The organism is Pedococcus cremeus (assembly GCF_900111375.1).
Taxonomy (GTDB): Bacteria; Actinomycetota; Actinomycetes; order Actinomycetales; family Dermatophilaceae; genus Pedococcus_A; species Pedococcus_A cremeus.
Genome location: NZ_FOHB01000001.1, coordinates 286,431 through 310,664 on the forward strand (window position 1 = coordinate 286,431; position 24,234 = coordinate 310,664).

Sequence of the window (24,234 nt, forward strand, 5' to 3'; positions counted from 1 at the left end):
TCCACTCTTGACGGGGTCGAGACTGCATCTTCGCGGGTGGCAGGGCCGGTGTCGAGCGACCTGCGGGTGCTTGCGACGATCGTGTCGATGACCACTTCCGCGCTCGAGGTGTCCTGGCGACTCGTGGTGCCCGTCAAGGGCGGCACCCGGGCCAAGTCGCGCCTGCACCCGCCGGCCGGTGTGCCACGGGCCGCGCTGGCGTGGGCCATCGCCCGCGACTGCCTCGACGCCGTCACCTCCGCGCTCCCACCGGCGTGCGTCCACGTCGTCACCGCCGACGACGGCGTGGCCCGGTATGCCGCGGGGCTCGGAGCCGTGGTCGTGCACGACCCGGGCCGTGGGCTGAACGAAGCGGTGCGAGCCGGTGTCCGGGCCGCCTCGACCGCCGCCGCCCACCAGGGCGCGGCGCTGTTGCGGCCGACCGGGAGGCAGGCCACCCGCGAGGGTGTCGGGGTGCTCCTGGGCGACCTGCCGGCCCTGCGTCCTGCCGACCTCCTGAGCGGCCTGAAGGCAGCGGCCGCCCACCCCCTCGCGGTCGTCCCCGACGCCGACGGCACCGGCACGGTGCTCCTCACCTCCCTGGACGGTCACCTCGAACCGGCGTTCGGCGCGGGCTCGGCCGCACGGCATACCGCGGCCGGTCACCACCGGCTCGAGCTCGACCTCCCCCGGCTGCGCACCGACGTCGACGACGACGGGTCCCTGCGGGCCGCGCAGCGGCTCGGGGTGGGGGCCGCGACGACGGCGGTGCTGGCCGGCCCGGGCGCTACGCTGCCGGACATGCAGGCCAGCGTGCACACCTTCGACGAGGCGACCGGTGCCGGCACCGCCCTGCTCGACGACGGTCGCGAGGTCTCGTTCTCCGCCGAGGTGTTCGGCCGCAGCTCCCTGCGGCACCTGCGGCCGGGTCAGCGGGTGAGCATCGACCTCGCCGACGGCAGGACGACCGTCGAGAGGCTCTGGATCGTCGGCATCGGCGACGACCAGCGCATCGGTTAGCCGACGTCGTAGGAGGCGCCGAGGGCGTCGAGCTTGTCGGAGAACCGCTCGTAGCCGCGGTAGATCAGGTCGATGCCGTGCACCTTCGACTGTCCCTCCGCCGCGAGCGCGGCGATGAGGTAGCTGAAGCCGCCGCGCAGGTCGGGCACGGTGATCTCGGCTCCGCGCAGCGGCGTCGGGCCGGAGATCACCGCCGAGTGGCGGAAGTTGGCCCGGCCGAAGCGACACGGTGAGCCGCCCAGGCACTCGCGGTAGAGCTGGATGACGGCACCCATCTCCGCCAGCGCCTCGGTGAAGCCGAGCCGGTTCTCGTAGACCGTCTCGTGCACGATCGACAGCCCGCTGGTCTGGGTCAGGGCCACCACGAGGGGCTGCTGCCAGTCCGTCATGAAGCCGGGGTGCACGTCGGTCTCGAGGGCGAGGGACTCCAGTCGGCCACCCGGGTGCCAGAAGCGGATGCCCTCGTCGTCGATGTCGAAGGCGCCGCCGACCTTCCGGAAGACGTTGAGGAACGGCATCATCGGCTGCTGCTGGGCGCCGCGCACGTAGACGTCGCCGCGGGTGGCCAGGGCGGCGCAGGCCCAGGAACCGGCCTCGATGCGGTCCGGGATGGCCCGGTGGTCGAAGCCGCCGAGCCGTTCGACGCCCTCGATCTTGATGACCCGGTCGGTCTCGACGCTGATGATGGCGCCCATCTTCTGCAGCACGCAGATGAGGTCGATGATCTCGGGCTCGACCGCGGCGTTGCTCAGCTCGGTGACGCCCTGGGCCCGCACCGCGGTCAGCAGGACCTGCTCGGTGGCGCCGACGCTGGGGTACGGCAGGTGCACCTTGGCGCCGCGCAGGCCACCTGGGGCGGTCAGCCGCAGGCCCTCGGGGCGCTTCTGCACGTCGGCACCGAACTGCCGCAGCACGTCGAGGTGGTAGTTGATCGGCCGCTCGCCGATGCGGCAGCCGCCGAGGTCGGGGATGAACGCCTCCCCCAGCCGGTGGAGCAGGGGGCCGCAGAGCAGCACCGGCACCCGTGAGGAACCGGCGTGCGCGTCGATGTCGGCGACGTGCGCCTGCTCGACGTTGGTCGGGTCGAGCAGCAGCTCGCCGTCACGGTCGGTCGAGTCGATCCGCACGCCGTGCAGCTCGAGGAGGCCGGAGACGATCTTCACGTCGGAGATCTCCGGGACGTTGCGCAGTCGGCAGCGGTCCTCGGCGAGCAGGGCGGCCACCATCGCCTTGGAGACGAGGTTCTTGGCCCCGCGGACCTCGAGGTCACCGACCAGGGGTGCGCCACCGTTGACCGTGAGGACGTCAGTCATGCCCCACAGCATGGCAAACGGCGAGGGAGGCCGACACCCGTGGGCGCCGGCCTCCCTCGCCGTCAGTCGGTGCGAGCAGCCCGCGGGTCAGGCCTTCTTCGCAGCGCGCTTGGTCGTCGTCTTCTTGGCGGCGGTCTTGGCCGGTGCGGACTTCTTGGCCGTGGTCTTCTTGGCCGTGGTCCTGCTCGCAGCGGTCTTGGCCGGAGCCGACTTCTTCGCGGTCGACCGGCTCGCCGTCGCCTTGCTGGCGGTCGACTTCTTGGCCGCGGTCTTGGTGGCGGTCTTGGTGGCGGTCTTGGTGGCGGCGGCGGTCTTGGTGGCGGCCGTCTTCCTGGCCGGAGCGGCCTTGGTGGTCTTCTTGGCCGCCGTCGACGTCTTCTTCGCCGTGGTGCCGGTGGTGGCCGCGGCCCTCTTGGCCGGAGCCGCCTTCTTGGTGGTGGCCTTCTTGGCCGCACCCGTGGCGGTGGCGGCCGCGCGGCCCGCGGTGCCGACCGCGACGCCGGCAGCGCTGCCGGCCGCGGCACGAGCGCCTGCCACAGCAGCCTTCGGCAGCTTCTTGGGGTTGGCGACGACGTCCTTGAAGCCGGCGCCGGCGCGGAACTTGGGGACGTTCGTCTTGCGGATCCGCACGGTCTCACCGGTGCGCGGGTTGCGGCCGGTGCGGGCGGCGCGGGCCGACTTCTCGAAGGTGCCGAAGCCGGTGATCGCGACCTTGCCGCCCTTGGCGACCTCGCGGATGATCACGTCCACGACGTGGGTCAGCGCGTCGTTGGCGGCCTTGCGGCTACCCAGGCGCGACTCCAGCTCCTTGACCAGTTCTGCCTTGTTCACGTTGTCCCCTCCACAGGGTCCGGCGCTGGACCAGCGGCCCAGCGAAGGTGGTGAGCGGCCGGGCTGGAGCCCGACATGGTGCTGACGTTATGGCCCAGCACCCGCCGCGTCCACCACAACGATCGGCCGATCCATTGTGTCGCAACGGCATTCGTCCCCTTCTGGGGACCGCCTGACGTCGTCCGGGTAGCCGCTGACGGGGCCAGCGAGACCTCTGCGGTGACGGCGACAGTCCGGGCGTCCCGCAGCGAGATCCCTTGCGCTTCAACCCAGTTCGTGCGGCGGCCGCTCTCAGCTGGGTACTGCGACGGCAACGGAACGGCCCCGGACGGCGGGTCGCGCCGTCCGGGGCCGGGTCCCCGAGGAGGTCTGTCGAAAATTCTTTGGCGGACACGCCGCTGGAGAGGGCAATCCCGCCGTGAGGCCGTGTGGCAGTGGCCTCTCAGGCCCCGATCGTCGTGGGCTTGTAGGACGGTCGACGGCCCTCGAAGTCGGTGACGTCCTGCTCGTGGCGCAGCGTGAGGCTGATGTCGTCCAGGCCCTCCAGCAGGCGCCAGCGGGTGTAGTCGTCGACCTCGAAGGGGGCCACGATGTCGCCGGCAGTGACGGTGCGAGAGACCAGGTCCACGGTCACCGAGGCGCCGGGCTCGTTCTCGAGGTACTTCCAGATCAGCTCGACGTCACCCTGGTCGACCTGGGCCGTCAGGAGGCCCTGCTTCCCGCTGTTGCCGCGGAAGATGTCGGCGAACCGGCTGGAGATGACGACCCGGAACCCGTAGTTCATGAGCGCCCAGACGGCGTGCTCGCGGGACGAGCCGGTCCCGAAGTCCGGCCCCGCCACGAGCACCGAGCCCGCGGCATACGCGTCGTTGTTGAGGACGAAGGTCTCGTCCTTGCGCCAGGCCGCGAACAGGCCGTCCTCGAACCCGGTGCGGGTCACCCGCTTGAGATAGACCGCGGGGATGATCTGGTCGGTGTCGACGTTGCTGCGTCGCAGCGGGACGCCGATGCCGGTGTGGGTGGTGAACGACTCCATCAGTGGCTCCCCTCGGTGGCCGCCGCGGCGGCGACGGGCGCGTCGGCATCCCTGTCGAGCAGGTCGGCCGGGCTGGACAGCGTGCCCCGCAGCGCGGTGGCGGCGGCGACCAGCGGGCTCACCAGGTGGGTGCGGCCGCCCTTGCCCTGCCGCCCTTCGAAGTTGCGGTTGGACGTCGAGGCGCTGCGCTCCCCCGGTGCCAGTTGGTCCGGGTTCATGCCGAGGCACATGGAGCACCCGGGCAGGCGCCACTCGGCCCCGGCCTCGGTGAAGACCGCGTCGAGGCCCTCCTGCTCGGCCTGGAGCCGCACGCGCGCCGAGCCGGGCACCACGAGCATGCGCACGCCGTCGGCGACCTTGCGGCCCTTGACGACCGAGGCGGCCGCGCGGAGGTCCTCGATGCGGCCGTTGGTGCACGAGCCGACGAAGACGGTGTCGACGCGGATGTCGCGCAGCGGGGTGCCGGCCTCGAGCCCCATGTACTCCAGGGCGCGCTGGGCAGCCGCCTTCTCGTTCTCGTCGGCGATCGTCTCGGGGTCGGGCACCGACTCGGCCAGGGGCAGGCCCTGGCCGGGGTTCGTGCCCCAGGTGACGAACGGCGTCAGCGCGCTGGCGTCGAGGTCGACGACCGCGTCGAAGACGGCGTCGTCGTCGGTGCGCAGCTGCTTCCACTCCTCGACAGCCGTGTCCCAGGCGTCACCGGTCGGGGCGTGGTCACGGCCCTTGAGGTAGTCGAAGGTGGTCTCGTCGGGGGCGATCATGCCGGCGCGGGCGCCCGCCTCGATCGACATGTTGCAGATGGTCATCCGCGACTCCATCGACAGGCTGCGGATGGCGCTGCCGCGGTACTCGAGCACGTAGCCCTGGCCGCCGCCGGTGCCGATCTTGGCGATGACGGCGAGCACGATGTCCTTGGCGGTGACGCCCGGCTGAAGCTCACCCTCGACGTTGATCGCCATGGTCCTGAACGGCTTGAGCGGCAGCGTCTGGGTCGCCAGCACGTGCTCGACCTCGGAGGTGCCGATGCCGAAGGCCAGCGCGCCGAACGCGCCGTGGGTGGAGGTGTGGCTGTCACCGCAGACGATCGTCATGCCCGGCTGGGTCAGGCCCAGCTGGGGGCCGACGACGTGCACGATGCCCTGCTCGGCGTCGCCCATCGGGAAGAGCCGGACACCGAACTCCTCGCAGTTGCGACGCAGCGTCTCGACCTGGGTGCGGCTGACGAGGTCGGTGATCGGACCCGGCGTCGTGGGGACGTTGTGGTCCTCGGTGGCCAGGGTGAGGTCCGGGCGGCGGACCTTGCGCCCCGCGAGGCGGAGGCCGTCGAAGGCCTGGGGGCTGGTCACCTCGTGGAGCAGGTGGAGGTCGATGTAGAGCAGGTCGGGCTCCCCCTCGCTGCGTCGCACCACGTGGGCGTCCCACACCTTTTCGGCCAGTGTTCCTGACACGTTCCCTCTCCTCGACCGGGGTCTGTAAGAAACGGCGCCCCTGCGCGCCGTACTGGGAGGTTCGCACCGCGACACACGTGCGTGAACTTGCGTCTCAGGCAATGAGACGTCAATATCAATGCATGGACAACACTAGCGGGGTCGGCGTCCTCGACAAGGCCGCCGTCGTTCTCGGCGCCCTCGAGGCAGGGCCCTCCACCCTGGCGCAGCTCGTCACGGCCACCGGCCTGGCCCGCCCGACCGCCCACCGTCTGGCCGTCGCGCTCGAGCACCACCGTCTCGTCACCCGTGACATGCAGGGCCGGTTCGTGCTCGGCCCCCGCCTCGCGGAGCTCGCCGCCGCCGCCGGCGAGGACAAGCTGCTCGCCGCCGCGGGCCCGGTGCTCGGGGCACTGCGCGACCACACCAACGAGAGCGCCCAGCTCTTCCGCCGCCAGGGCGACCACCGAATCTGCGTCTCGGCCGCCGAGCGCCCGGTCGGCCTGCGCGACTCGATCCCCGTCGGCGCGACGCTGTCCATGCTGGCCGGTTCTGCCGCCCAGGTGCTGCTCGCCTGGGAGGAGCCCGACCGCCTGCACCGCGGGCTGCACGGCGCCAAGTTCACCGCCACCACGCTCTCGGGCGTGCGCCGCCGCGGCTGGGCGCAGAGCGTCGGCGAGCGCGAGGCCGGCGTGGCGTCGGTGTCGGCGCCGGTGCGCGGCCCGTCGGGCCGGGTCGTCGCCGCGGTCTCGATCTCGGGCCCCATCGAGCGGCTCTCCCGCCAGCCGGGTCGGCTGCACGCCGCGACCGTGGTCGCCGGCGCCAACAAGCTGACCGAGGTGCTGGCGCGCCACCACGCGCAGCAACAGCAGCAGAACGCCTGACCCACGGGCCGGTATGCCGCGTGCCTGGCCACGCGGCATACCGGCGGCTCCCCGGTCAGCACGTCGGAAGCATCGGGTCGGCGGGACGTTGGACTCAGGCGGGGCTGGCCACCCTGGGTGACGCTGGTCGCATGACGGAGCACCAGACCCTCACCCGCGAAGGCACCCAGACCAGCCACTACCTCGACACGTGGTGGTCGCGTGAGCTGATCGGGCTTCCGCTCGCCCTCTGGCGGCTGGGGTTCGGGCCGCTGACGGGGCGGGTGTGGATGGTCGTCACGACGAGGGGGCGCTCGACCGGGCTGCCGCGGCACGTCGCCGTCTACCCCCACGTCATCGGCGACCGCATCTACCTGTGGTGCCCGTACGGCGGGCGCTCCCAGTGGTACCGGAACATCGTGGCCAACCCGGTCGCGACCGTGCAGTGGCGCGGCGGGACACAGGTGGTCCGCGCGGTGCCGCTCGAGGACGAGGCCGAGGCGATGGAGGTCGTGGGGGCCCTGCGCCGCTTCGCTGCCTCCTGGTTCGGCCTCTACCTCGCCTCCCAGGGCCTGCACGACACCGACGAGGACATCGCCGCGAACTGGCAGCGCCTGCACCTGCGGCGGCTCGAGCCCACCACGGAGAAGGGCCCGGCACCCCTGACGTCCGACCTGGCGTGGGTGTGGCTGGTGCCGGCCTCCGCCCTGTGGTTCCGGTGGTTCGTCCGGGAGCACAGCGCCTGAGCGAGGCACCGGCCCGACATGCGAAGAGCCCCCGTCCGCTGGACGGGGGCTCTGGGCGCGTAGCCCCGACGGGATTCGAACCCGCGCTACCGCCTTGAGAGGGCGGCGTGCTAGGCCGCTACACAACGGGGCCCTAGCTGGTGCCTGATTCGCCTTCCAACGCTTCAGGCAGCGGAGAGAACCATACCGGCTGGTGTGGATTTCTCCGAATCGGCCTCTGGTCTCGCGACCGGAGGACACGCGCTGGGGTACCAGGACTCGAACCTAGACTAACTGAACCAGAATCAGTCGTGCTGCCAATTACACCATACCCCAAGGGGGTATCACTGCCGAGGCCTCGGAGGTCCGGCGGTGAACCGAGAGGAGACTCTACCGGCCGCACCGACGCTCGCCCAAATCGGGTCGCAGTGCCGTGAAGCTGGGCTCGACAGGCGGCCTGCTGGGGGTTCAACAGGCGGTTCAGCAGGCGGTTCAGCAGGCGGTTCAGCAGGTGGCGTTGGCCTCGGCGTCGAGGGCGCGGATCCGGGCGCACAGGCCCTTGAGCAGCGAGCGCCGCAGGGAGGCGTGCCGGTCGACCAGCGGCCAGAACGTCAGGGGTGAGATGGCGAACGTCTCCACCCCGTCCTCCCCCGCGGCGAGGGTCGCCGAGCGGCCACCGCCGTCGATGACCGAGATCTCCCCGAAGTAGTCGCCCGGGCCGAGCTCGCCGGGACGCCGGACACCGCCCACCTCGACGACCACCGTGCCGTCGAGGACGACCTGGAGGCCGGCGTCCTCGTCTCCTTGCGTCACGACAGGGTGGCCGGCCGGGGTCCGGAGGGTGGAGCCGGAGGCCACCAGGTCGGCGATGACCGGTTCGGGGAGCCCGGCGAACAGGTCGATCCGCGCGAGCAGGTCGGGCAGGGCCGAGCGCGTCAGGTGCGACATCCGCCCAGTGTGGCGCTCACCCCGGGCCGCTGCCTCGTCCGGAAAACGTAGGCGGCCGCGGCAGACGAGCCCGCGTCAGACGAGCCAGCGTCAGACGGGCCCCGGCCGACCGCCACAGACGAGCCCGCGTCAGACGAGCTCGTCGTGCAGGCGCTGGAGGCGGGCGAGCGTCGAGGTCTTGCCCAGGATCTCCATCGACTCGAACAGCGGCGGCGAGATGCGCTGGCCGGAGACGGCCGTGCGGAGCGGGCCGAACGCGAGCTTCGGCTTGATGCCCAGTCCCTCGACGATGGCCTCGCGCAGGGCCGCCTCGATGGCCGGGGCGTTCCAGCCGCTCTCGGAGCCGAGCACCCCGGTGCCCGTGTCGTCGATTCCACCGAGCACCCGCAGCGCCGTTGCGAGCACCTCCTGGGCGCCGTCCTTGAGCTGGCCGCGGGCGTCGTCGGCGATCTCGAGCGCGTCGTCCGCGACGTAGAACGGCGCGACGAGGGCGGTGGCCTCCGACAGCAGCGCCATCCGGGTCTGGATGAGCTCGGTGATCGACTTCAGCCGGGCCAGCTCGCCCAGGCTCGGGTTGCCGGACAGCACGCCGTCACGCTGGAGGAACGGCAGCAGCCGGCTGGCGAGGTCGCCCACCTCGAGCTCACGGATGTAGACGCCGTTGAGCCACTCCAGCTTCTTGAGGTCGAAGATCGGCCCCACCGGGTTGACCTTGGTCCAGTCGAAGTCCTTGGCGAAGTCGGCGAACGAGAAGACCTCGACGTCGTTGCCCTCGGCGTCCTGCTTCGGCGGGTAGGCCAGCAGCGCGAGGAAGTTCACCAGGGCCTCGGGCAGGTAGCCCTGCTCCTGGAACCAGGTGAGCCGGGCGGCCGGGTTCTTCCGCTTGGAGATCTTGGACTTGTCGTTGTTGCGCAGCAGGGGCATGTGCGCGAATTTCGGTGCCTCCAGGCCGAGCCAGCGGTAGAGCAGGATGTGCTTGGGGGTGCTGCTGATCCACTCCTCGCCGCGCACCACGTGGGTGATGCCCATCTCGTGGTCGTCCACGACGACCGCGAGGTGGTAGGTCGGGAAGCCGTCGGCCTTGAGGATCACCTGGTCGTCGGGCCTCGGCGCCGAGACCCGGCCGCGGATGAGGTCGTCGAAGTGCAGCTCGACGTCGTCGGGCACGAGCATGCGCACCACGGGGGTCTCGTTGAAGCCGGGCAGCTCCGCCCGCTGCTCGCGGGTCTTGCCGAGGCAGAGCCGGTCGTAGCCGGTCGGCAGCTTGAGCTTCTGCTGCTTGTCGCGCATCTCGGCGAGGCGCTCCGTCGAGCACCAGCACTGGTAGGCGTGCCCCTCCTCCAGCAGGCGCTGCACGTAGGGCTGGTAAGTGTCGAGCCGCTCCGACTGCCGGTACGGCGCGTACGGCCCGCCCACATCGGGTCCCTCGTCCCAGGTCAGACCCAGCCAGTGCAGGGTGTCGAACACCTGCTGCTCGCTGTCGGCGCGGAACCGCGCCCGGTCGGTGTCCTCGATGCGCAGGACGAACCGGCCGCCCTGCTGCCGCGCGAACGCCAGGTTGAACAGGGACATGTATGCCGTGCCGACGTGGGGGTCGCCGGTCGGCGAGGGGGCGACGCGCAGCCGGACGGGGGCGGAGGAGGTTTCGCTCATGGTGGGTCCGATTCTAGGGGCGCCGCCGTGGCGCCCTTCCCGCACCGGTCGGCCACCCCGCCCGCCGCTGGGGCGGGGCCGTCAGTCCTTGTCGACGAAGGGGTTCGAGAGCACGCCGATGCCGTCGATCTCGACCTCGACGCGCTGGCCGGCCACGACCGGTCCGACACCGGCCGGCGTGCCGGTCAGGATGAGGTCGCCGGGCAGCAGCGTGAACGCCTTGGAGGCGTGCGAGACCAGCGTGGCGACGTCGTGGACCATGTCGGCGGTGGTGCCGTCCTGCACCACCTCGCCGTCGCGGCGGGTGACGAGGGACAGGTCGCTGGTGTCGAGGTCGGTCTCGATCCAGGGGCCGATGGGGCAGAACGTGTCCAGGCCCTTGGCCCGGGCCCATTGCCCGTCGCCGCGCTGGAGGTCGCGCGCGGTGACGTCGTTGGCGCAGGTGTAGCCGAAGACGACCTTCGCGACGTCCTGCGGCTCGACGTCCTTGCAGAGCCGGCCGATCACGACGGCGAGCTCGCCCTCGTAGTGCACCTCGGAGGTGAGGTCCGTCGGGATGATCACCGGCTCGCCGGGCCCGACGACCGCGGTGTTGGGGATCAGGAACATGAGCGGCTCGGCCGGCGCCTCACCGCCCATCTCCTTGGCGTGGTCGGCGTAGTTCTTGCCGATGCCGATCACCTTGCTGCGCGGGATGACCGGCGCCAGCAGCCGCACGTCGGCGACCTCGTGGGTGTCACCAGTCAGCTCGATCTTCGTGTACAGCGGGTCGCCGGTGATCTCGGCGATCTTCTCCCCTGCTCCGTCGACCAGGCCGAACTTCGGGTCGTCTCCTGTCGTGAACCTCGCGATACGCACGAGCCGAGCCTAACGACGGCCAACCCGCACCGCCTGCGGGGGACTCCCTGCGGACTCTCCGGGACCCACGCGCGACCGGAGGGCTCCTGGCGGGCCCCGCTCCCAGGATGGGTGCCTCGTTGCGCCCGACCCCACACCTGACTGCACCGTCCCACCGCGAGACCAGGTGCCGCAAGAGGCGATCTACGCTTGGTGCCCGTGCCGGCACGCGTCATGGACAGGAGTGGGTGGGAGGCCCTCGAGGCGGCCCACCACGCCCGCGTCGACGCCGCCACGGCCGCCCACCTGCGCCGCCGCGGCGACGGGCGCAAGCACCCGGTCGAGGACTTCCTGTTCACCTACTACTCGCACCGCCCGGCGCAGCTGCGCCGCTGGCACCCCGGCCCCGGCGTGCGGCTCGCCGATGCCGCGGGCCTGCCCCGCGCGACGTGGAAGCACTACCGCGTCGAGGGTGACGACGTGGTGCTCGACGCAGCGGCCTTTCTCGAGGCGCGCCGGGAGACCGTCGAGCTCGCGTCACGCCTGGTCGCCTCCACCCTCGGCCGGCAGGCGCAGTTCGGCTGCTTCGGCCTGCACGAGTGGGCGATGGTCTACCGGCTCGGCGACGACGAGGTGCGTCACGCCGGCTGGCCGCTGCGGCTGGGCAGCGCCGGCACCGACGAGGTGGTCGAGGCGCACCAGATCCGCTGCTCGCACTACGACGCGTTCCGCTTCTACACCCCGCCGGCCCGGTCGCTGAACCTGCTCCAACCCACCCGCGAGAGCCAGCCCGACCTCGAGCAGCCGGGCTGCCTGCACGCCGGCATGGACCTCTACAAGCTCGCCTACAAGCTCTCCCCCGCCGTGCCGAGCGACCTCATCATGGACTGCTTCGACGTCGCCCGCGAGATCCGCGAGCTCGACATGCGCGCCTCCCCCTACGACCTCACCGCGCTCGGCTACGAGCCGGTGCCCATCGAGACGCCTGCCGGCAAGGCCGCGTATGCCGCCGCGCAGCGCGGCTTCTCGGCGCGCGGCCAAGTGCTGCGGCAGCGGCTGCTCGACGCGGTGGAGGTCCTGCGGGCCGCTGCCGACGAGGAGACCACGACTCGAACGCGGTGAGTGGGCCGCCGCGGCGCCCCGTAGGCTTGGCTCTCGTGTCCAAGGTCCTCACATCACTCCCCGTCGGCGAGAAGGTCGGCATCGCGTTCTCCGGTGGTCTCGACACCTCGGTGGCCGTTGCCTGGATGCGTGAGCACGGTGCCGTGCCCTGCACCTACACCGCCGACCTCGGCCAGTACGACGAGCCCCACATCGACTCGGTGCCCGGCCGCGCCGGTGCCTACGGTGCCGAGCTAGCCCGCCTCGTCGACTGCCGCGCCGCCCTGGTCGAGGAAGGCTTGTCCGCGATCGCCTGCGGCGCCTTCCACATCCGCAGCGGCGGCCGCACCTACTTCAACACCACGCCGCTCGGCCGCGCGGTGACCGGCACGCTGCTGGTGCGCGCGATGCACGCGGACGGCGTCGACATCTGGGGCGACGGCTCGACCTTCAAGGGCAACGACATCGAGCGGTTCTACCGCTACGGCCTGCTGGCCAACCCGGCGCTGCGGATCTACAAGCCGTGGCTCGACGCCGACTTCGTCACCGAGCTCGGCGGCCGCACGGAGATGTCGGAGTGGCTCAAGGCCCGCGACCTCCCCTACCGCGCGAGCACCGAGAAGGCGTACTCCACCGACGCCAACATCTGGGGCGCGACGCACGAGGCCAAGAAGCTCGAGTACCTCGACGCCTCGATGGAGATCGTCGAGCCGATCATGGGCGTCGCCTTCTGGGACGAGTCCGCGCAGATCGCGACCGAGGACGTCACGGTCCGCTTCGAGCAGGGCCGCCCGGTTGCCATCAACGGCCAGGAGTTCACCGACCCGGTCGCCCTCGTCAACGAGGCCAACACGATCGGTGGGCGCCACGGGCTCGGCATGTCCGACCAGATCGAGAACCGCATCATCGAGGCCAAGAGCCGCGGCATCTACGAGGCCCCGGGACTGGCGCTGCTGCACATCACGTACGAGCGCCTGCTCAACGCGGTGCACAACGAGGACACCATCGCGAACTACCACGCGGAGGGTCGCCGGCTCGGCCGGCTGCTCTACGAGGGCCGGTGGCTCGACCCGCAGTCGCTGATGCTGCGCGAGTCGCTGCAGCGCTGGGTCGCGTCGGCCGTCACCGGCGAGGTCACGCTGCGGCTGCGCCGCGGCGAGGACTACTCGATCCTCGACACCAAGGGCACCGGCTTCAGCTACCACCCGGAGAAGCTGTCCATGGAGCGCACCGAGGACGCCGCCTTCGGCCCCGTCGACCGCATCGGCCAGCTCACCATGCGCAACCTCGACATCGCGGACTCCCGGGCCAAGCTCGAGGGGTATGCCGCCGCCGGCCTCCTCGGCGTGCGTCACCAGGAGCTCGTGGGCGAGCTCGAGCCGGGCGGTGCCCGGGCCATCTCCGCCAATCCGGCGGCTGCGAACGTCGACCTCGAGGACGACGCCCTCGACCGCGCCGCGATGGAGTCCGGCACCGACTGACGCGCACCGGCTGGACGCGCACCGAGGCCCGCGCACCGTCTGACGCGCTCCGGTGGTCCGCGGGCACGCGGCATACCGGTGGACACGCCGAAGGCCCCGCTCCTGGTGGAGTGGGGCCGTCGCGTTGCGGCGGGGGGCGCCGGTGTCAGCGGACGGGCACGCCCGCTCGCACGAGGCCGTAGGTAACGCCGTCGACGAGGGCCTGCCACGAGGCCTCGATGATGTTGCCCGCGACCCCGACGGTCTCCCACGAGGTGGAGCCGTCGGAGGTCTCGATGAGCACGCGGGTGACGGCGTCGGTGCCGTGCGCCGCGTCGAGGATGCGGACCCGGAAGTCGATGAGCTCGAGCTTGTCGAGCTCGGGGTAGGCGGGCGAGAGGGCCTGGCGCAGCGCGTGGTCGAGCGCGTTGACGGGGCCGTTGCCCTCGCCGGTCGCGACGACGCGCTCTCCCCCGGCGACCACCTTCACCGTCGCCTCGGAGAGGGCGTTCTCGTCGCCGCGGGCGTCGGTGATGACCCGCCACGACTCGACCTCGAAGTACTCGTGCGCCGCCTCGCCCACGACCTCACGGCGCAGCAGCAGCTCGAACGAGGCGTCGGCGGCGTCGAAGGTGTAGCCGCGCAGCTCGAGGTCCTTGACCTTGGTCAGCACCCGCGTGAGCAGCTCGGTGTCACCGGCGAGGTCGAAGCCGAGCTCTCGGCCCTTGAGCTCGATGCTGGCGCGGCCGGCCATGTCGGAGACGAGCATGCGCATGTCGTTGCCGACCAACGTCGGGTCGGTGTGCTGGTAGAGGTCGGGGTCGACCTTGATGGCGCTCGCGTGCAGGCCCGCCTTGTGCGCGAACGCGCTCGCGCCGACGTAGGGCTGGCGGCTGTAGGGCGGGACGTTGGTGATCTCGCTGATCGAGTGGGCGATCCGGGTGGCCTCGCGCAGGCGCGGCTCCTCCACCAGGGCCAGGCCGCGCTTGATCTGCAGGTTGCTCACCACGGTCAGCAGGTCGGCGTTGCCGGTGCGCTCGCCGTAGCCGTTGACGGTGCCCTGCACGTGGGTGGCGCCGGCGTCGACCGCGGCCATCGAGTTGGCCACCGCGCAGCCGGTGTCGTTGTGGCAGTGGATGCCCAGGCGGGCCGAGGTGGCGTCGAGCACGTCGGCGACGACGTCGGCCACCTGGTTCGGCAGCATCCCGCCGTTGGTGTCGCAGAGGGCCACGACCTCGGCGCCGGCCTCGACCGCCGCCCGGACGGCTTCGAGCGCGTAGGCGCGGTCCACGGCATACCCGTCGAAGAAGTGCTCGGCGTCGAGGAAGACGCGCCGCCCCTCGCCCCGCAGGAAGGAGACGGTGTCGCGGATCATCTCGAGGTTCTCGGCGAGCGTCGTGCGCAGCGCCCGCTCGACGTGGCCGGCGTGCGACTTCGCGACCAGGGTCACGACCGAGGCGCCGGAGTCGACGAGGGCGCGCACCAGGGGGTCGTCGGCCGCGTTACCGCCGACCCTCCTGGTCGCGCCGAAGGCCGCGAGGGTGGCGTTCTGCAGCCGCAGCTCGTGCTGGGCGCGGGCGAAGAACTCGGTGTCCTTCGGGTTCGCGCCCGGCCAGCCACCCTCGATGTAGCCGACGCCGAGCTCGTCGAGGTGCGCCGCGATGGCGAGCTTGTCGGACACGGAGAGGTTCAGCCCCTCCTGCTGCGCGCCGTCGCGCAGGGTGGTGTCGTAGACGTGCAGGTCGGTCATCAGGGGTTCCTCAGGTGGTGCGGCAGGGATCGAGCTCGGTCTCGTCGCGTCAGTCCCGGTGGTCATTCTCTCCCTGCGCGCCCGCGGTCGGCCCTGGGTGGTGGCCGGCCCCGCCTCGTCTCGTCGAGCTCCCCGACAAAACAAAAGACCCCCCGGGTGTGGGAGGTCTGCGCGACGAGGAGTTCTCGTCGCGCTAGTCGATAATCACCGTGGCGGTAGCCAGCGTCCAGGACGTCACGGGATGAATGTCGCACACCGCGTCCGACCAGCGGAACCCCGGTCCGCATGGTGGTCAGCACGCGACCTGCCCCATGTGCCGTGTTCGGTTCTTGCAGCGGAGGACGAACCTTCCGTGCACCGTGCAAGAACCAGACAACCGTCACGAGGCGAGCCGGGTCCTCGCCATGGCCTGCCGCACCGGTCGTGCCACACGTTCCGGCGCACGCAAGTCCGCCCAGGTGAGCCGCACGACCTCATACCCGGCTGCGCGCAGCCGGTCCTCCCGCCGTTTCTCCCTGGCCAGGGCCTCGCGGCCGCCGGCACCCTCGTACTTCACGAGCCCGTCGAACTCCACCACGACGCGCTCGCCAACGAGGAAGTCGACCCTTCCGACGAAGCCCGCGGCGTCGTAGATGTCGACCTGGCTGCTGACGGGCCAGCCGAGGCCGGTCAGCAGCAGCCTGCTGAGTGACTCACCAGGAGACTCTGCGCGCGCATCCACCACGCTCAGCAGGGCTTCGAGCTGCCGCGACTGCTTCTTTCCGGGAGCGGTCCTGACGCCGGCAGCCGACAGTGCTTCCGAGCTGACGAGACCGGAGTGCAGGGCCGCATCGGCAGCCACCACCCCAGCCCTGAGGCCACTCAGGAAGGTGGTCTGGACGATGGCCAGCTCTGTCGACACACACCGGGCACCGTCGACCACCAGACACGGCTCGAGGTCCGGCAGCACATGGGACACGAGGCCGCTCCTGCGGAACGAGCGCTTGATCTCGGCACAGACATCGAAGCGGGCGAGGTCAACACCCACAAGGGGCAGACCCGCGATGGCAAGCGCGGCATGGTGTGACAGCCAGGTCAGCGGTGGCCGGGTCAGCAGGATCGCCCGGGCGGAACGGGCGTAGCGCTGCTCGGGCGTCAACGCCTCCACTGCCGCAGCAAGCAGGTATGCCGCCTGCCTGACCCGGACCAGCTCACCCTTCAAGGTGAGCCGGCTGAGGGTGAGGTCGTCGACGCCGAGACGGTGCGCCTGCGCAGAGGAGAAGGCTCCGTGCTGGGCGCGCGCGAGGTCGACGAGAGCGGGTTCAAAGGCGCGCATGGGCCGACCCTCGCCCTCGGGACCTGCGAGGCACCACCTGTTCGTCCTCGGCTGTGGACGCAGCGAGGGACGGTCCGGCACTGTGGACGAGCCGTCAGTGTTCGGCTTCCTCCGGTGGCGACTGAACCTTCAGTCCCCGATGGAAGAACCGAACACCGCCTGCGCCTGCCTGTCAGACGAGGCGGTGCATCCAGCCGTGGGTGTCCTCGGTGCGGCCGTACTGGATGTCGAGCAGGGTGGAGCGGATCCGCTCGGTCACCGCGCCGACCTCGCCACCGTTCATGACGACCTCCCCGCCGTCCCAGGCGAGCCGGCCGACCGGGGTGACCACGGCCGCGGTGCCGCAGGCGAAGACCTCGGCGATGTCGCCCGACGCCACGCCCTCGCGCCACTCGTCGATGGAGATGCGCCGCTCGGTGACGTCGTGGCCGAGCTCCTTGGCGAGCTCGACGATCGAGTCGCGCGTGATGCCCTCGAGGATCGTGCCGGTCAGCTCGGGCGTGACGATGCTTCCGTCGCGGCGCACGAAGAACAGGTTCATGCCGCCGAGCTCCTCGACCCACTTGTGCTCGAGGCCGTCGAGGAAGACGACCTGGTCGCACTGGTGCTCGGAGGCCTCGACCTGGGCGGCCAGGCTCGCGGCGTAGTTGCCGCCGCACTTGGCCGCGCCGGTGCCACCGGGTGCCGCGCGCACGTACTCGCTGGAGACCCAGATGCTCACCGGCTTCAGGCCGCCGCTGAAGTAGGGGCCGGCCGGCGAGGCGATGACGCTGTAGGTGACCTTGGCGGCCGGGCGGACCCCGAGGAACGCCTCCGAGGCGAACATGAACGGCCGCAGGTACAGGCTGGCCTCGCCGTGCTCCGTGCCCGGCACCCACGCCTGGTCGACGTCGACCAGCACCCGCAGCGACTCGACGAACGCCTCGGTGGGCAGCGCCGGCAGCGCCAGCCGGCGGGCGCTGCGCACGAACCGTGCGGCGTTCTGCTCGGGCCGGAAGGTCCACACCGACCCGTCGGCGTGCCGGTAGGCCTTCATGCCCTCGAAGATCTCCTGGGCGTAGTGCAGGACGGCCGCCGACGGCTCGAGGGTGAGGGGCCCGTATGCCGTGACGCGGGCGTCGTGCCACCCGTCACCGGGGGTCCACGTGGCCAGGACCATGTGGTCGGTGAAGGTCTTGCCGAAGCCGGGGTTGGCCAGTACCGCCTCGCGCTGCTCGTCGGGGAGCGGGTCCGTGCGCCGCTCGATCGCGAACGTCAGCGTGGGCTCGGACAGTGCCGGGGCCTCGGTCATCAGTGCCTCCAAACGTCTCTGCAGACTCAGCGTCGGGTCTCCCCTGCAGGCTACCGCTGCCCCGGCGCCGGTCGGGCGGGGGCCGACGCTGAGCGCGTGCCTACAGGCGGGCGGTGATCGCGTCGCCGATCTCGGTGGTGGTGCGGGTGGCGGCCCCGCGCTCGGCGAGGTCGGCCGCCACCGCCTGCTCGACCCGGGCGGCCTCCTCGGTGCGCCCGAGGTGCTCGAGCAGCATCGAGACCGACAGGATCGTGGCGGTCGGGTCGGCCTTGCCCTGGCCGGCGATGTCGGGCGCCGACCCGTGCACCGGTTCGAACATGCTCGGCGTGGTGCGCTCCGGGTTGATGTTGCCGCTGGCGGCCAGGCCGATCCCACCGGCGATCGCGGCGGCGATGTCGGTGATGATGTCGCCGAACAGGTTGTCGGTGACGATGACGTCGAACCGGCCCGGGTCGGTGGTCAGGAAGATCGTGGCGGCGTCGACGTGCAGGTAGTCGGTGCTCACCTGCGGGAACTCGGCACCCACCTCCTCGACGGTGCGGCGCCACAGGTGCCCGGCGTGGGTGAGCACGTTGTGCTTGTGCACCAGCGTGAGGTGCTTGCGCTCCCGGGCGGCGGCCCGGCTGAAGGCGTCACGGACGACGCGCTCGACGCCGAAGCGGGTGTTGACGCTGACCTCGGTCGCGATCTCGTGCGGGGTGCCGACGCGCAGGCCACCGCCGTTGCCGACGTACGGGCCCTCGGTGCCCTCACGGACGACGACGAAGTCGATGCCGTTCGGCGCCACCCGCTCGACGGCCAGCGGGCTCGTCGCGCCGGCGTAGAGCCGGGCCGGACGGAGGTTCACGTAGTGGTCGAGGGCGAAGCGCAGCGGCAGCAGCACCCCACGCTCAAGCACGCCGCTCGGCACCGTAGGGTCGCCGATGGCGCCGAGCAGGATGGCGTCGTGGCCGCGCAGCTCCTCGAGCACCGAGTCCGGGAGGGTCTCGCCGGTGGCGTGCCAGCGCCGGGCGCCGAGGTCGTACTCGGTGGTGCTCACCTTGGGGCCGGCCGAACCGGTGGCCGCCGACAGGACCTTCAGGCCCTCGGCCACGACCTCGGGGCCGATGCCGTCGCCGCCGATGACGGCGATGTTCAGGGAGTCTGCGTTCCGGGCGTCGGTGACCATGAGCCCACCCTAGGGACGGTCTTGCAATCTGATATCGATGTCTCACATGACGAACGGCCCCGCGGCAGCTGCCGTGGGGCCATTCCGTCCGTCGCGGGCGACGGTCAGTCGCTGGTGTGGCGACCGTCAGTCGTCGGTGTGTCCCTGCTCCCGCAGGTCCATCGACTCCTGCAGTGCCTGACGTGCCTTCTTGGCCTCTTCGCTCATCTGAATCATTCCTTTGCCGATCCCCTTGTCGCGCAAGGGAAGTCGCTTGTGGTGGGGAGTTCTGTGTGGTGGGGAGTTCTGCGGGGCCTCGTCCGGTATTCCGGGGGGCCTGCCAGCCGTGCAACGCGGGATCTCCGCGGCGAAGGGGCTGGCTACCGGAACTCGCCGCGGCGGTGAATGAGTACGACCTGCCGCGTCATGTCCTCCACGGTACGAGGACGTCCAACTATCCGACAGCGCTTTCCCACAAAGTGAGACGGCAATCTCAGGATTCACTCCTCCGCGAGGAGCCACCGATGTGCCACCCACGCGGCGGTGGGTCAGCCCTCGAGGTCGACGACGCGGACCTCGGCCTCGATCTCCGCGGCAATGGCGGACACCACGTCGGCGGGGATGGCGCTGTCGACGGTGAGGGCCACCAGGGCACGACCGCCCTTGGTGTCGCGGGCGACCTGCATGCCCCCGATGTTGACGTCGGCCTCCCCCAGCAGGCGGCCGACGGCGCCCACGATGCCGGGGCGGTCGCCGTAGGTGAAGAAGGCCATGTGCTCCGAGAGGGGCACCTCGAGGTCGAAGCCGTTGATGCCGACGATCTTCTCGACCATGCGCGGGCCGGTGAGGGTGCCCGAGACGCTGACGACCGTGCCGTCGGCCAGGGTGCCGCGCAGGGTGGTGACGTTGCGGAAGTCCTGCGACGCCGGGTCGGTGAGCAGGCGGGCCTCGACCCCGCGCTGCTCGGCCAGCAGCGGCGCGTTGACGTAGGTGACCGGGTCCTCGGTGAGGTCGGTGAACAGGCCCTTGAGGGCCGAGAGCTTCCAGACGCTGACGTCGTGCTCGGTGATCTCACCGTGCACGTCGACGTCGAGCTGCACCGGCACCGCACCGGCGACGGCGGTGAAGATGCGGCCGAGCTTCTCCACGAGGGCGATGCCGGGGCGGACCTCCTCGGCGATGACGCCGCCGGAGACGTTGACCGCGTCGGGGACGAGGTCGCCACCGAGGGCCAGGCGCACCGACTTGGCGACCGCGACGCCGGCCTTCTCCTGGGCCTCCTCCGTCGACGCGCCGAGGTGCGGCGTCACGACGACCGACTCGAACTCGAAGAGCGGGCTCTCGGTGGTCGGCTCCTTGGCGAAGACGTCGATGCCGGCGCCGGCGACGCGCCCCTCACGCAGGGCCTCGGCGAGGGCCTCCTCGTCGACGATGCCGCCGCGGGCCGCGTTGATGATGCGCACGGTCGGCTTGACCTTGCCCAGTGCCTCCTTGCCGATGAGGCCGAGGGTCTCCGGCGTCTTGGGCAGGTGCACGGTGATGAAGTCGCTCTCGGCGAGGAGCTCGTCGAGCGGGACCAGGCGCGCCCCGAGCTGGCCGGCCTTCTGCGCCGAGACGTAGGGGTCGTAGGCGAGGACCTCCATGCCGAAGCCCTTCAGGCGCTCGGCGACGAGCTGGCCGATGCGGCCGAAACCGACGACGCCGACCTTCTTCTCGAGCAGCTCGACGCCGCCGTACTTGCTGCGCTTCCAGGCGCCGTTCTTGAGGGCCTCGTTGGCCGGGGCGATGTTGCGCGCGGTGGCGAGCAGCAGGCCGACCGCGAGCTCGGCGGCCGAGGTGATGTTGGAGGTCGGCGCGTTGACGACCATGACGCCGGCCTGCGTGGCCGAGGGCACGTCGACGTTGTCGAGGCCGACGCCGGCGCGCGCGATGACCTTGAGGTTCTTGGCCGCGGCGATGGCCTCGGCATCCATCTTCGTCGCGGACCGCACGAGCACCGCGTCGACGTCGGCGAGAGCCGGGAGCAGCTCGTCGCGGTTCGCGCCGTCGCAGTTGCGGATCTCGAAGTCCGGACCGAGGGCGTCGATGGTGGCGGGCGAGAGTTCCTCGGCGATCAGCACGATGGGCTTGGTCACGTGTCAGTCCTTCGTCGGTGGAGTCACGGGGAGGGGTGCGGCCCCCGGGCCCGTCACCGGGTGTGCGGCACGGCGGCGACACATCCGCGGGGACGGGTGGGCGGGGCACCGCGCTGTGCCTCGGTCAGCATACGACCGCGCTCACCATGTGGATGGGCGGTCCCGACATGTGGTCAACACCCCGGTTCGGGCTACTTGAGGATGACGAGCCCGTCCACGTAGGCGCTCCGTGACGACGCCGGCCGTACCACCACGGTTCCCGAGCGCGTGCTGGACGACAGCGGGAGCCAGACCACCTGCCGGTAGCGGGTCGTCGAGCTGTAGGTGCTGACGCGCCCCCACTTCACGCCACCGACCCACACGTCGAGCGGCGCGCACGTGCTGCACGTGGCCACCACGAGCCCCAGGCGTCGGCCCTTGACGCTGGTGCGACTGAGGTACTGGGGCGTCCCGGTCAACCGGGTGTAGGTGCCGGAGAGGTACCGGCTGTTCGTGCTCCGCGTACCGCCGTGGTTCGACAGCGCGCGGTCGTCGAGCGCGACACTCGTGCACCGCTCCGGTGTGAAGGCGCCGAGGTTGCCGACCTTGTCCCTGGCCCGCACCGAGAAGCAGTAGCTGTAGCCGGCGGACAGCTTCAGGGCCAGTGACGACGAGGTCCGCTTCTGCCAGGTCGAGGGATAGACGTATGCCGTGTAGCCGCCGGACGGCGACGCGTACCGTTCGCGCACGTCGTAGGACTCGACGACGCTGCCGCCGGAGTCCTTGGCCGACCAGGCCAGGCTGAGGCTGGACCCGAGGAGCGCGGTGGGCAGCGCGGTCAGCGACACGGAGGGGGCGGCGCGGTCGACCGTCCACGTCGCGGAGACCGGCGCACTGCGCTGGCCGGAGGGGTCGGTGGCGACTGCCGTGACGGTGTGGCTGCCGGCAGCGAGATCGCTCAGCGCCCAGGTGGGGCCACAGGCCTTCCACGCGCCGGCGTCGAGCCGGCACGAGAACGTGAGCCCACCCACCGCGTCGTCGGCGTCCACTCCGCCGAGCCGAACCTGCGCCGAGGCGGACGTGACGGCCGGCACCGAGACGGTCGTCGTCGGCACTGATCGGCTCGTCGTCGTCCAGGCCGGGTCCTGGCCGCTCCAGCTCAAGAGCCGACGCCAGCTGGTCGCAGCTCCTGAGGCAGGCACCCGCACGGCAATCGTGCCCTTGCCCGCGACGCACGACGCACCGCCGACGCCCACGGCGACCTCGGTGCCGGTCGGCGAGAACCTCGGCTCGTTGAGGGAACAGCCCGCGGGAGCCCACAGCACCGAGGCCGTGCCACCTGCCGCGGGAACTCGGTACAGGGCCTTGCCTCCGGTCGACGCCGGCCCGACCCACGCGATCTCCCCGGTGCGGGAGACCGTCACCGACGTCGACACCGTGAAGTTGTCGTCAGGGACTGCTGAGGTTCCGGTGACGCTGGTCCAGGACTCTCCGGCCACCTTCACCCATCGCAGGCCGGCCGGGTGCTCGTTGATGGGCGTCTCGCCACCTGCCATCAGCAGGGCGGTCCCGTCCGGCGACCAGCCGTACGGGACACCCTGGCTGCGTACGGCGGACAGCGCACCCGTCGCGACGTCCACGATGGACACGGTCTCGCCGACGCCGTACCCGTCGACGTACGCGATGCGGCGGCCGTCCGGCGAGAAGCGGAGGCGCTTGAACTCGTGGGCGTAGTTGTTCGAGGTGAGCAGCCGACCGTTGGAGCCGCTGAGGTCGGTGAGGTACAGGCGCGCCGTGTTCGCTCCGTCCTCGTAGGTCGCGACGGCGAGGTGCTGGCGGTCCGGGGAGGCTCCCATGCCGGTCACGATGCCGTCGGAGGGCGGCCTCAGGGACACCCACTCCGGGTCGTCCGGGTCCGATCCGCCGCGGAGGCCGGAGTTGCCCGAGACGACGGCCTCGCTGGGCACCACGCCGCTCAGCTCACTGGAGGGGTTCGACTGCTCGCCGTTCTGCGCCACCGTCGTGACACGGTAGGTCACTGCTGCGCCCGACGGCGCCGACCAGTCGGTCCAGTCCAGACTCGTTCCCTCCGGGCGGGCCACTGTTGACCAGGCCCCCGACCCCACCCGGCGTTCGATGAGGAAGCCCGACAGTGGCTGCATCTCCTGGGCCTGCGGCAGCTCGATCCGCAAGGCCACGGCGCTCGTCGTGCGCCCGAGCCACCGAACCGTCGGAGCAGCGAGCTCCCGGTAGACCTTGAGCCTCGGGTCGGCACTCACTCCGGGCTGGCCATCGACCGTCGCGCTGAGCTGAAGCGGGTATCCGTCCGGAGCCGGCGCCACGTCGTTCGTCGTGCTGACCGTGACCGTCGCGTCGCAGGAGGCGCCGGGCTCCAGCACCACGCCGTCGCACGCCGACGAGGTGCTGGGCTCGATGCCGCTGTAGCCGGACCGGGCAGCGAGCCGTCCGATCGTTGCCGGCGCGTCACCGGTGTTGCGCAGGTGCCACACCGTCTGCACCGAACCGCCTCGCACCACGGAGGGATTGGTTCCCGGACCTTCGAAGGGGACCTCGGCCAACGGCGTCGCCGAGTTGAACCGGACGTGGTTGCGCTGCACGGGGCCGTCGCCGCACGACCAGGCGAAGTCGGCGCCGAGCTGCAGAGGCACTCCGGACGCCCCGTAGACCACGTCGTGCACGTCGACAACCCCACGAGGGGGACCGGACTGGCAGTAGGTTCGAAATCGGATCTCGCCGTCCTGGGGCTCACTCGCCAGGACGTAGCGGCCCGGCCCGGGGAGTCGCCCGAAGGCGAGACCCAACCCCCAGCCCAGGGCCACCGATCCGTCCCAGTCCAGGGTGGGGTCCAGCGTCTGGCTGCGCCCGGGGAGGGGGACGCCATCCGGATCCTCCGGGCCGCTCAACACGAGCGTCCTGGCTCCTGCAGGCGCCGACGAGCCCTCGGGGTCCCTGGCCCCCGTCGCCGGGACAGACTCCGGTCCTGTCCCCGAACCGTCGACAGCAGCGACCGTGTAGGTCGCCGACTGGCCGGGAAGGAGGTTCGTGTCGCTGTACCGCTGGCCTGACCAGCTGAACGTGCTCGTGCTGCCGTCCACGGTGCGGGTGACCCGCCACGAGCGGTTGTACCCGTCCTGCGGCGTCCACTGCACGAAGACACCATCCGGGGCTCCGTAGGCGGTGACGGTCGCCACGAGGGGCTCGGCAGCTGTGGCGACGGTTGCCGCGCCGGATGCGGCTCCGCCCGCGACGAGTGCGGCAGACACCGCGGCTACCAGCACACGACGGCCCCAGGCCCTGATCATCCGACTTCCCCTTGCTGCATCCCCGCACCAGACGTCGGGCCGCGCACGAGGGTAGGCGACCGCTGGGCACAACGGTGCCCCGGTGTCCGTTTTCCACCCGT

19 protein-coding genes and 2 tRNA genes are annotated in these 24,234 nt (G+C 71.3%); 5 read left to right on the top strand and 16 right to left on the bottom strand.

The annotated features are described in order from the left end of the window. Positions 1-87 precede the first annotated feature (87 nt). Positions 88-999, top strand: a complete 912-nt coding sequence (gene cofC / locus BMW78_RS01305; RefSeq protein ID WP_218144187.1) for a 2-phospho-L-lactate guanylyltransferase — start codon at positions 88-90, stop codon at positions 997-999. On the opposite strand, the gene murA is transcribed toward cofC, so the two are convergent. The 4 genes from murA to leuC all read right to left on the bottom strand — a co-directional run bounded on the left by murA (position 996) and on the right by leuC (position 5,627). After that, positions 996-2,312, bottom strand: a complete 1,317-nt coding sequence (gene murA, locus BMW78_RS01310) for a UDP-N-acetylglucosamine 1-carboxyvinyltransferase (protein WP_091756487.1) — start codon at positions 2,310-2,312, stop codon at positions 996-998. The two genes, cofC and murA, sit on opposite strands and share 4 nt — an antisense overlap. Positions 2,313-2,399: 87 nt before the next feature. Next, entirely contained in the window at positions 2,400-3,143 is a 744-nt protein-coding gene (locus tag BMW78_RS01315; RefSeq protein WP_091755656.1) for an HU family DNA-binding protein, read from the bottom strand. 442 nt (positions 3,144-3,585) lie between these two features. Continuing rightward, the gene (gene leuD, locus BMW78_RS01320) at positions 3,586-4,179 is read right to left on the bottom strand and encodes a 3-isopropylmalate dehydratase small subunit (RefSeq protein WP_091755658.1); all 594 of its coding nucleotides are present in this window, start codon (positions 4,177-4,179) and stop codon (positions 3,586-3,588) included. Further along, positions 4,179-5,627 carry a 3-isopropylmalate dehydratase large subunit gene (leuC, locus tag BMW78_RS01325; RefSeq protein WP_091755660.1) on the bottom strand — a complete coding sequence of 483 codons (1,449 nt, stop codon included), beginning with the start codon at positions 5,625-5,627 and terminating at the stop codon, positions 4,179-4,181. Before leuC ends, leuD begins: the two co-directional genes overlap by 1 nt. 122 nt (positions 5,628-5,749) lie before the next feature. Between leuC and BMW78_RS01330 the strand changes: the two genes are divergently transcribed. Both BMW78_RS01330 and BMW78_RS01335 read left to right on the top strand, forming a co-directional pair. Beyond that, a complete protein-coding gene (locus BMW78_RS01330; RefSeq protein ID WP_091755662.1) occupies positions 5,750-6,490 on the top strand; it encodes an IclR family transcriptional regulator in 741 nt (246 codons plus the stop codon). A gap of 131 nt (positions 6,491-6,621) precedes the next feature. Next, positions 6,622-7,215 (top strand): nitroreductase family deazaflavin-dependent oxidoreductase, encoded by a 594-nt coding sequence (locus tag BMW78_RS01335; protein WP_091755664.1) that lies wholly within the window; start codon positions 6,622-6,624, stop codon positions 7,213-7,215. 60 nt (positions 7,216-7,275) lie between these two features. Here BMW78_RS01335 and BMW78_RS01340 read toward each other — a convergent pair. The 5 genes from BMW78_RS01340 to BMW78_RS01360 form a co-directional block, all read right to left on the bottom strand. Continuing rightward, positions 7,276-7,348, bottom strand: a tRNA-Glu gene (locus BMW78_RS01340). A gap of 110 nt (positions 7,349-7,458) precedes the next feature. Beyond that, positions 7,459-7,530: transfer RNA gene (locus tag BMW78_RS01345), tRNA-Gln, on the bottom strand. Between the two features lie 168 nt (positions 7,531-7,698). Next, the gene (locus tag BMW78_RS01350) at positions 7,699-8,142 is read right to left on the bottom strand and encodes a cyclic nucleotide-binding domain-containing protein (protein ID WP_091755665.1); all 444 of its coding nucleotides are present in this window, start codon (positions 8,140-8,142) and stop codon (positions 7,699-7,701) included. A 129-nt stretch (positions 8,143-8,271) separates the two neighbouring features. Next, positions 8,272-9,795, bottom strand: a complete 1,524-nt coding sequence (gene gltX / locus BMW78_RS01355; protein ID WP_091755666.1) for a glutamate--tRNA ligase — start codon at positions 9,793-9,795, stop codon at positions 8,272-8,274. Positions 9,796-9,876: 81 nt separating this feature from the next. Then, positions 9,877-10,653 (bottom strand): fumarylacetoacetate hydrolase family protein, encoded by a 777-nt coding sequence (locus BMW78_RS01360; RefSeq protein ID WP_091755667.1) that lies wholly within the window; start codon positions 10,651-10,653, stop codon positions 9,877-9,879. Positions 10,654-10,851: 198 nt separating this feature from the next. Here BMW78_RS01360 and BMW78_RS01365 point away from each other — a divergent pair, with 198 nt between their 5' ends. Together BMW78_RS01365 and argG are read left to right on the top strand one after the other, a co-directional pair. Further along, a complete protein-coding gene (locus BMW78_RS01365; protein WP_425439034.1) occupies positions 10,852-11,754 on the top strand; it encodes a 3-methyladenine DNA glycosylase in 903 nt (300 codons plus the stop codon). Positions 11,755-11,789: 35 nt separating this feature from the next. After that, complete coding sequence (gene argG / locus BMW78_RS01370) at positions 11,790-13,214, top strand: argininosuccinate synthase (protein WP_091755668.1); 1,425 nt, start codon at positions 11,790-11,792, stop codon at positions 13,212-13,214. Positions 13,215-13,359: 145 nt separating this feature from the next. On the opposite strand, the gene cimA is transcribed toward argG, so the two are convergent. The 7 genes from cimA to BMW78_RS01405 form a co-directional block, all read right to left on the bottom strand. After that, complete coding sequence (gene cimA / locus BMW78_RS01375; RefSeq protein WP_091755669.1) at positions 13,360-14,943, bottom strand: citramalate synthase; 1,584 nt, start codon at positions 14,941-14,943, stop codon at positions 13,360-13,362. A 379-nt stretch (positions 14,944-15,322) separates the two neighbouring features. Next, complete coding sequence (locus BMW78_RS01380; RefSeq protein WP_091755670.1) at positions 15,323-16,258, bottom strand: type IV toxin-antitoxin system AbiEi family antitoxin domain-containing protein; 936 nt, start codon at positions 16,256-16,258, stop codon at positions 15,323-15,325. A 172-nt stretch (positions 16,259-16,430) separates the two neighbouring features. Beyond that, positions 16,431-17,549, bottom strand: coding sequence for a branched-chain amino acid aminotransferase (locus tag BMW78_RS01385; protein ID WP_091755671.1), 1,119 nt, complete (start codon positions 17,547-17,549; stop codon positions 16,431-16,433). A 100-nt stretch (positions 17,550-17,649) separates the two neighbouring features. After that, positions 17,650-18,717 carry a 3-isopropylmalate dehydrogenase gene (locus BMW78_RS01390; RefSeq protein WP_091755672.1) on the bottom strand — a complete coding sequence of 356 codons (1,068 nt, stop codon included), beginning with the start codon at positions 18,715-18,717 and terminating at the stop codon, positions 17,650-17,652. 126 nt (positions 18,718-18,843) lie between these two features. Further along, a complete protein-coding gene (locus tag BMW78_RS01395; RefSeq protein ID WP_091755673.1) occupies positions 18,844-18,933 on the bottom strand; it encodes a 3-isopropylmalate dehydrogenase in 90 nt (29 codons plus the stop codon). A gap of 311 nt (positions 18,934-19,244) precedes the next feature. Continuing rightward, a complete protein-coding gene (serA, locus tag BMW78_RS01400; protein WP_091755674.1) occupies positions 19,245-20,831 on the bottom strand; it encodes a phosphoglycerate dehydrogenase in 1,587 nt (528 codons plus the stop codon). Positions 20,832-21,022: 191 nt separating this feature from the next. Next, positions 21,023-24,133: a TolB family protein gene (locus BMW78_RS01405; protein WP_218144188.1), complete on the bottom strand. Its 3,111-nt coding sequence runs from the start codon at positions 24,131-24,133 to the stop codon at positions 21,023-21,025. Positions 24,134-24,234 lie beyond the last annotated feature (101 nt).

What these genes read in the sequence shown, in the direction of transcription:
- cofC (WP_218144187.1), top strand. Translation starts at nt 88, where the DNA reads ATGACCACTTCCGCGCTCGAGGTGTCCTGGCGACTCGTGGTGCCCGTC.
- BMW78_RS01405 (WP_218144188.1), bottom strand. Translation starts at nt 24,133, where the DNA reads ATGATCAGGGCCTGGGGCCGTCGTGTGCTGGTAGCCGCGGTGTCTGCC.
- BMW78_RS01330 (WP_091755662.1), top strand. Translation starts at nt 5,750, where the DNA reads ATGGACAACACTAGCGGGGTCGGCGTCCTCGACAAGGCCGCCGTCGTT.
- BMW78_RS01380 (WP_091755670.1), bottom strand. Translation starts at nt 16,258, where the DNA reads ATGCGCGCCTTTGAACCCGCTCTCGTCGACCTCGCGCGCGCCCAGCAC.
- BMW78_RS01395 (WP_091755673.1), bottom strand. Translation starts at nt 18,933, where the DNA reads ATGATTCAGATGAGCGAAGAGGCCAAGAAGGCACGTCAGGCACTGCAG.
- BMW78_RS01335 (WP_091755664.1), top strand. Translation starts at nt 6,622, where the DNA reads ATGACGGAGCACCAGACCCTCACCCGCGAAGGCACCCAGACCAGCCAC.
- BMW78_RS01390 (WP_091755672.1), bottom strand. Translation starts at nt 18,717, where the DNA reads ATGGTCACCGACGCCCGGAACGCAGACTCCCTGAACATCGCCGTCATC.
- BMW78_RS01350 (WP_091755665.1), bottom strand. Translation starts at nt 8,142, where the DNA reads ATGTCGCACCTGACGCGCTCGGCCCTGCCCGACCTGCTCGCGCGGATC.
- BMW78_RS01385 (WP_091755671.1), bottom strand. Translation starts at nt 17,549, where the DNA reads ATGACCGAGGCCCCGGCACTGTCCGAGCCCACGCTGACGTTCGCGATC.
- gltX (WP_091755666.1), bottom strand. Translation starts at nt 9,795, where the DNA reads ATGAGCGAAACCTCCTCCGCCCCCGTCCGGCTGCGCGTCGCCCCCTCG.
- leuD (WP_091755658.1), bottom strand. Translation starts at nt 4,179, where the DNA reads ATGGAGTCGTTCACCACCCACACCGGCATCGGCGTCCCGCTGCGACGC.
- cimA (WP_091755669.1), bottom strand. Translation starts at nt 14,943, where the DNA reads ATGACCGACCTGCACGTCTACGACACCACCCTGCGCGACGGCGCGCAG.
- murA (WP_091756487.1), bottom strand. Translation starts at nt 2,312, where the DNA reads ATGACTGACGTCCTCACGGTCAACGGTGGCGCACCCCTGGTCGGTGAC.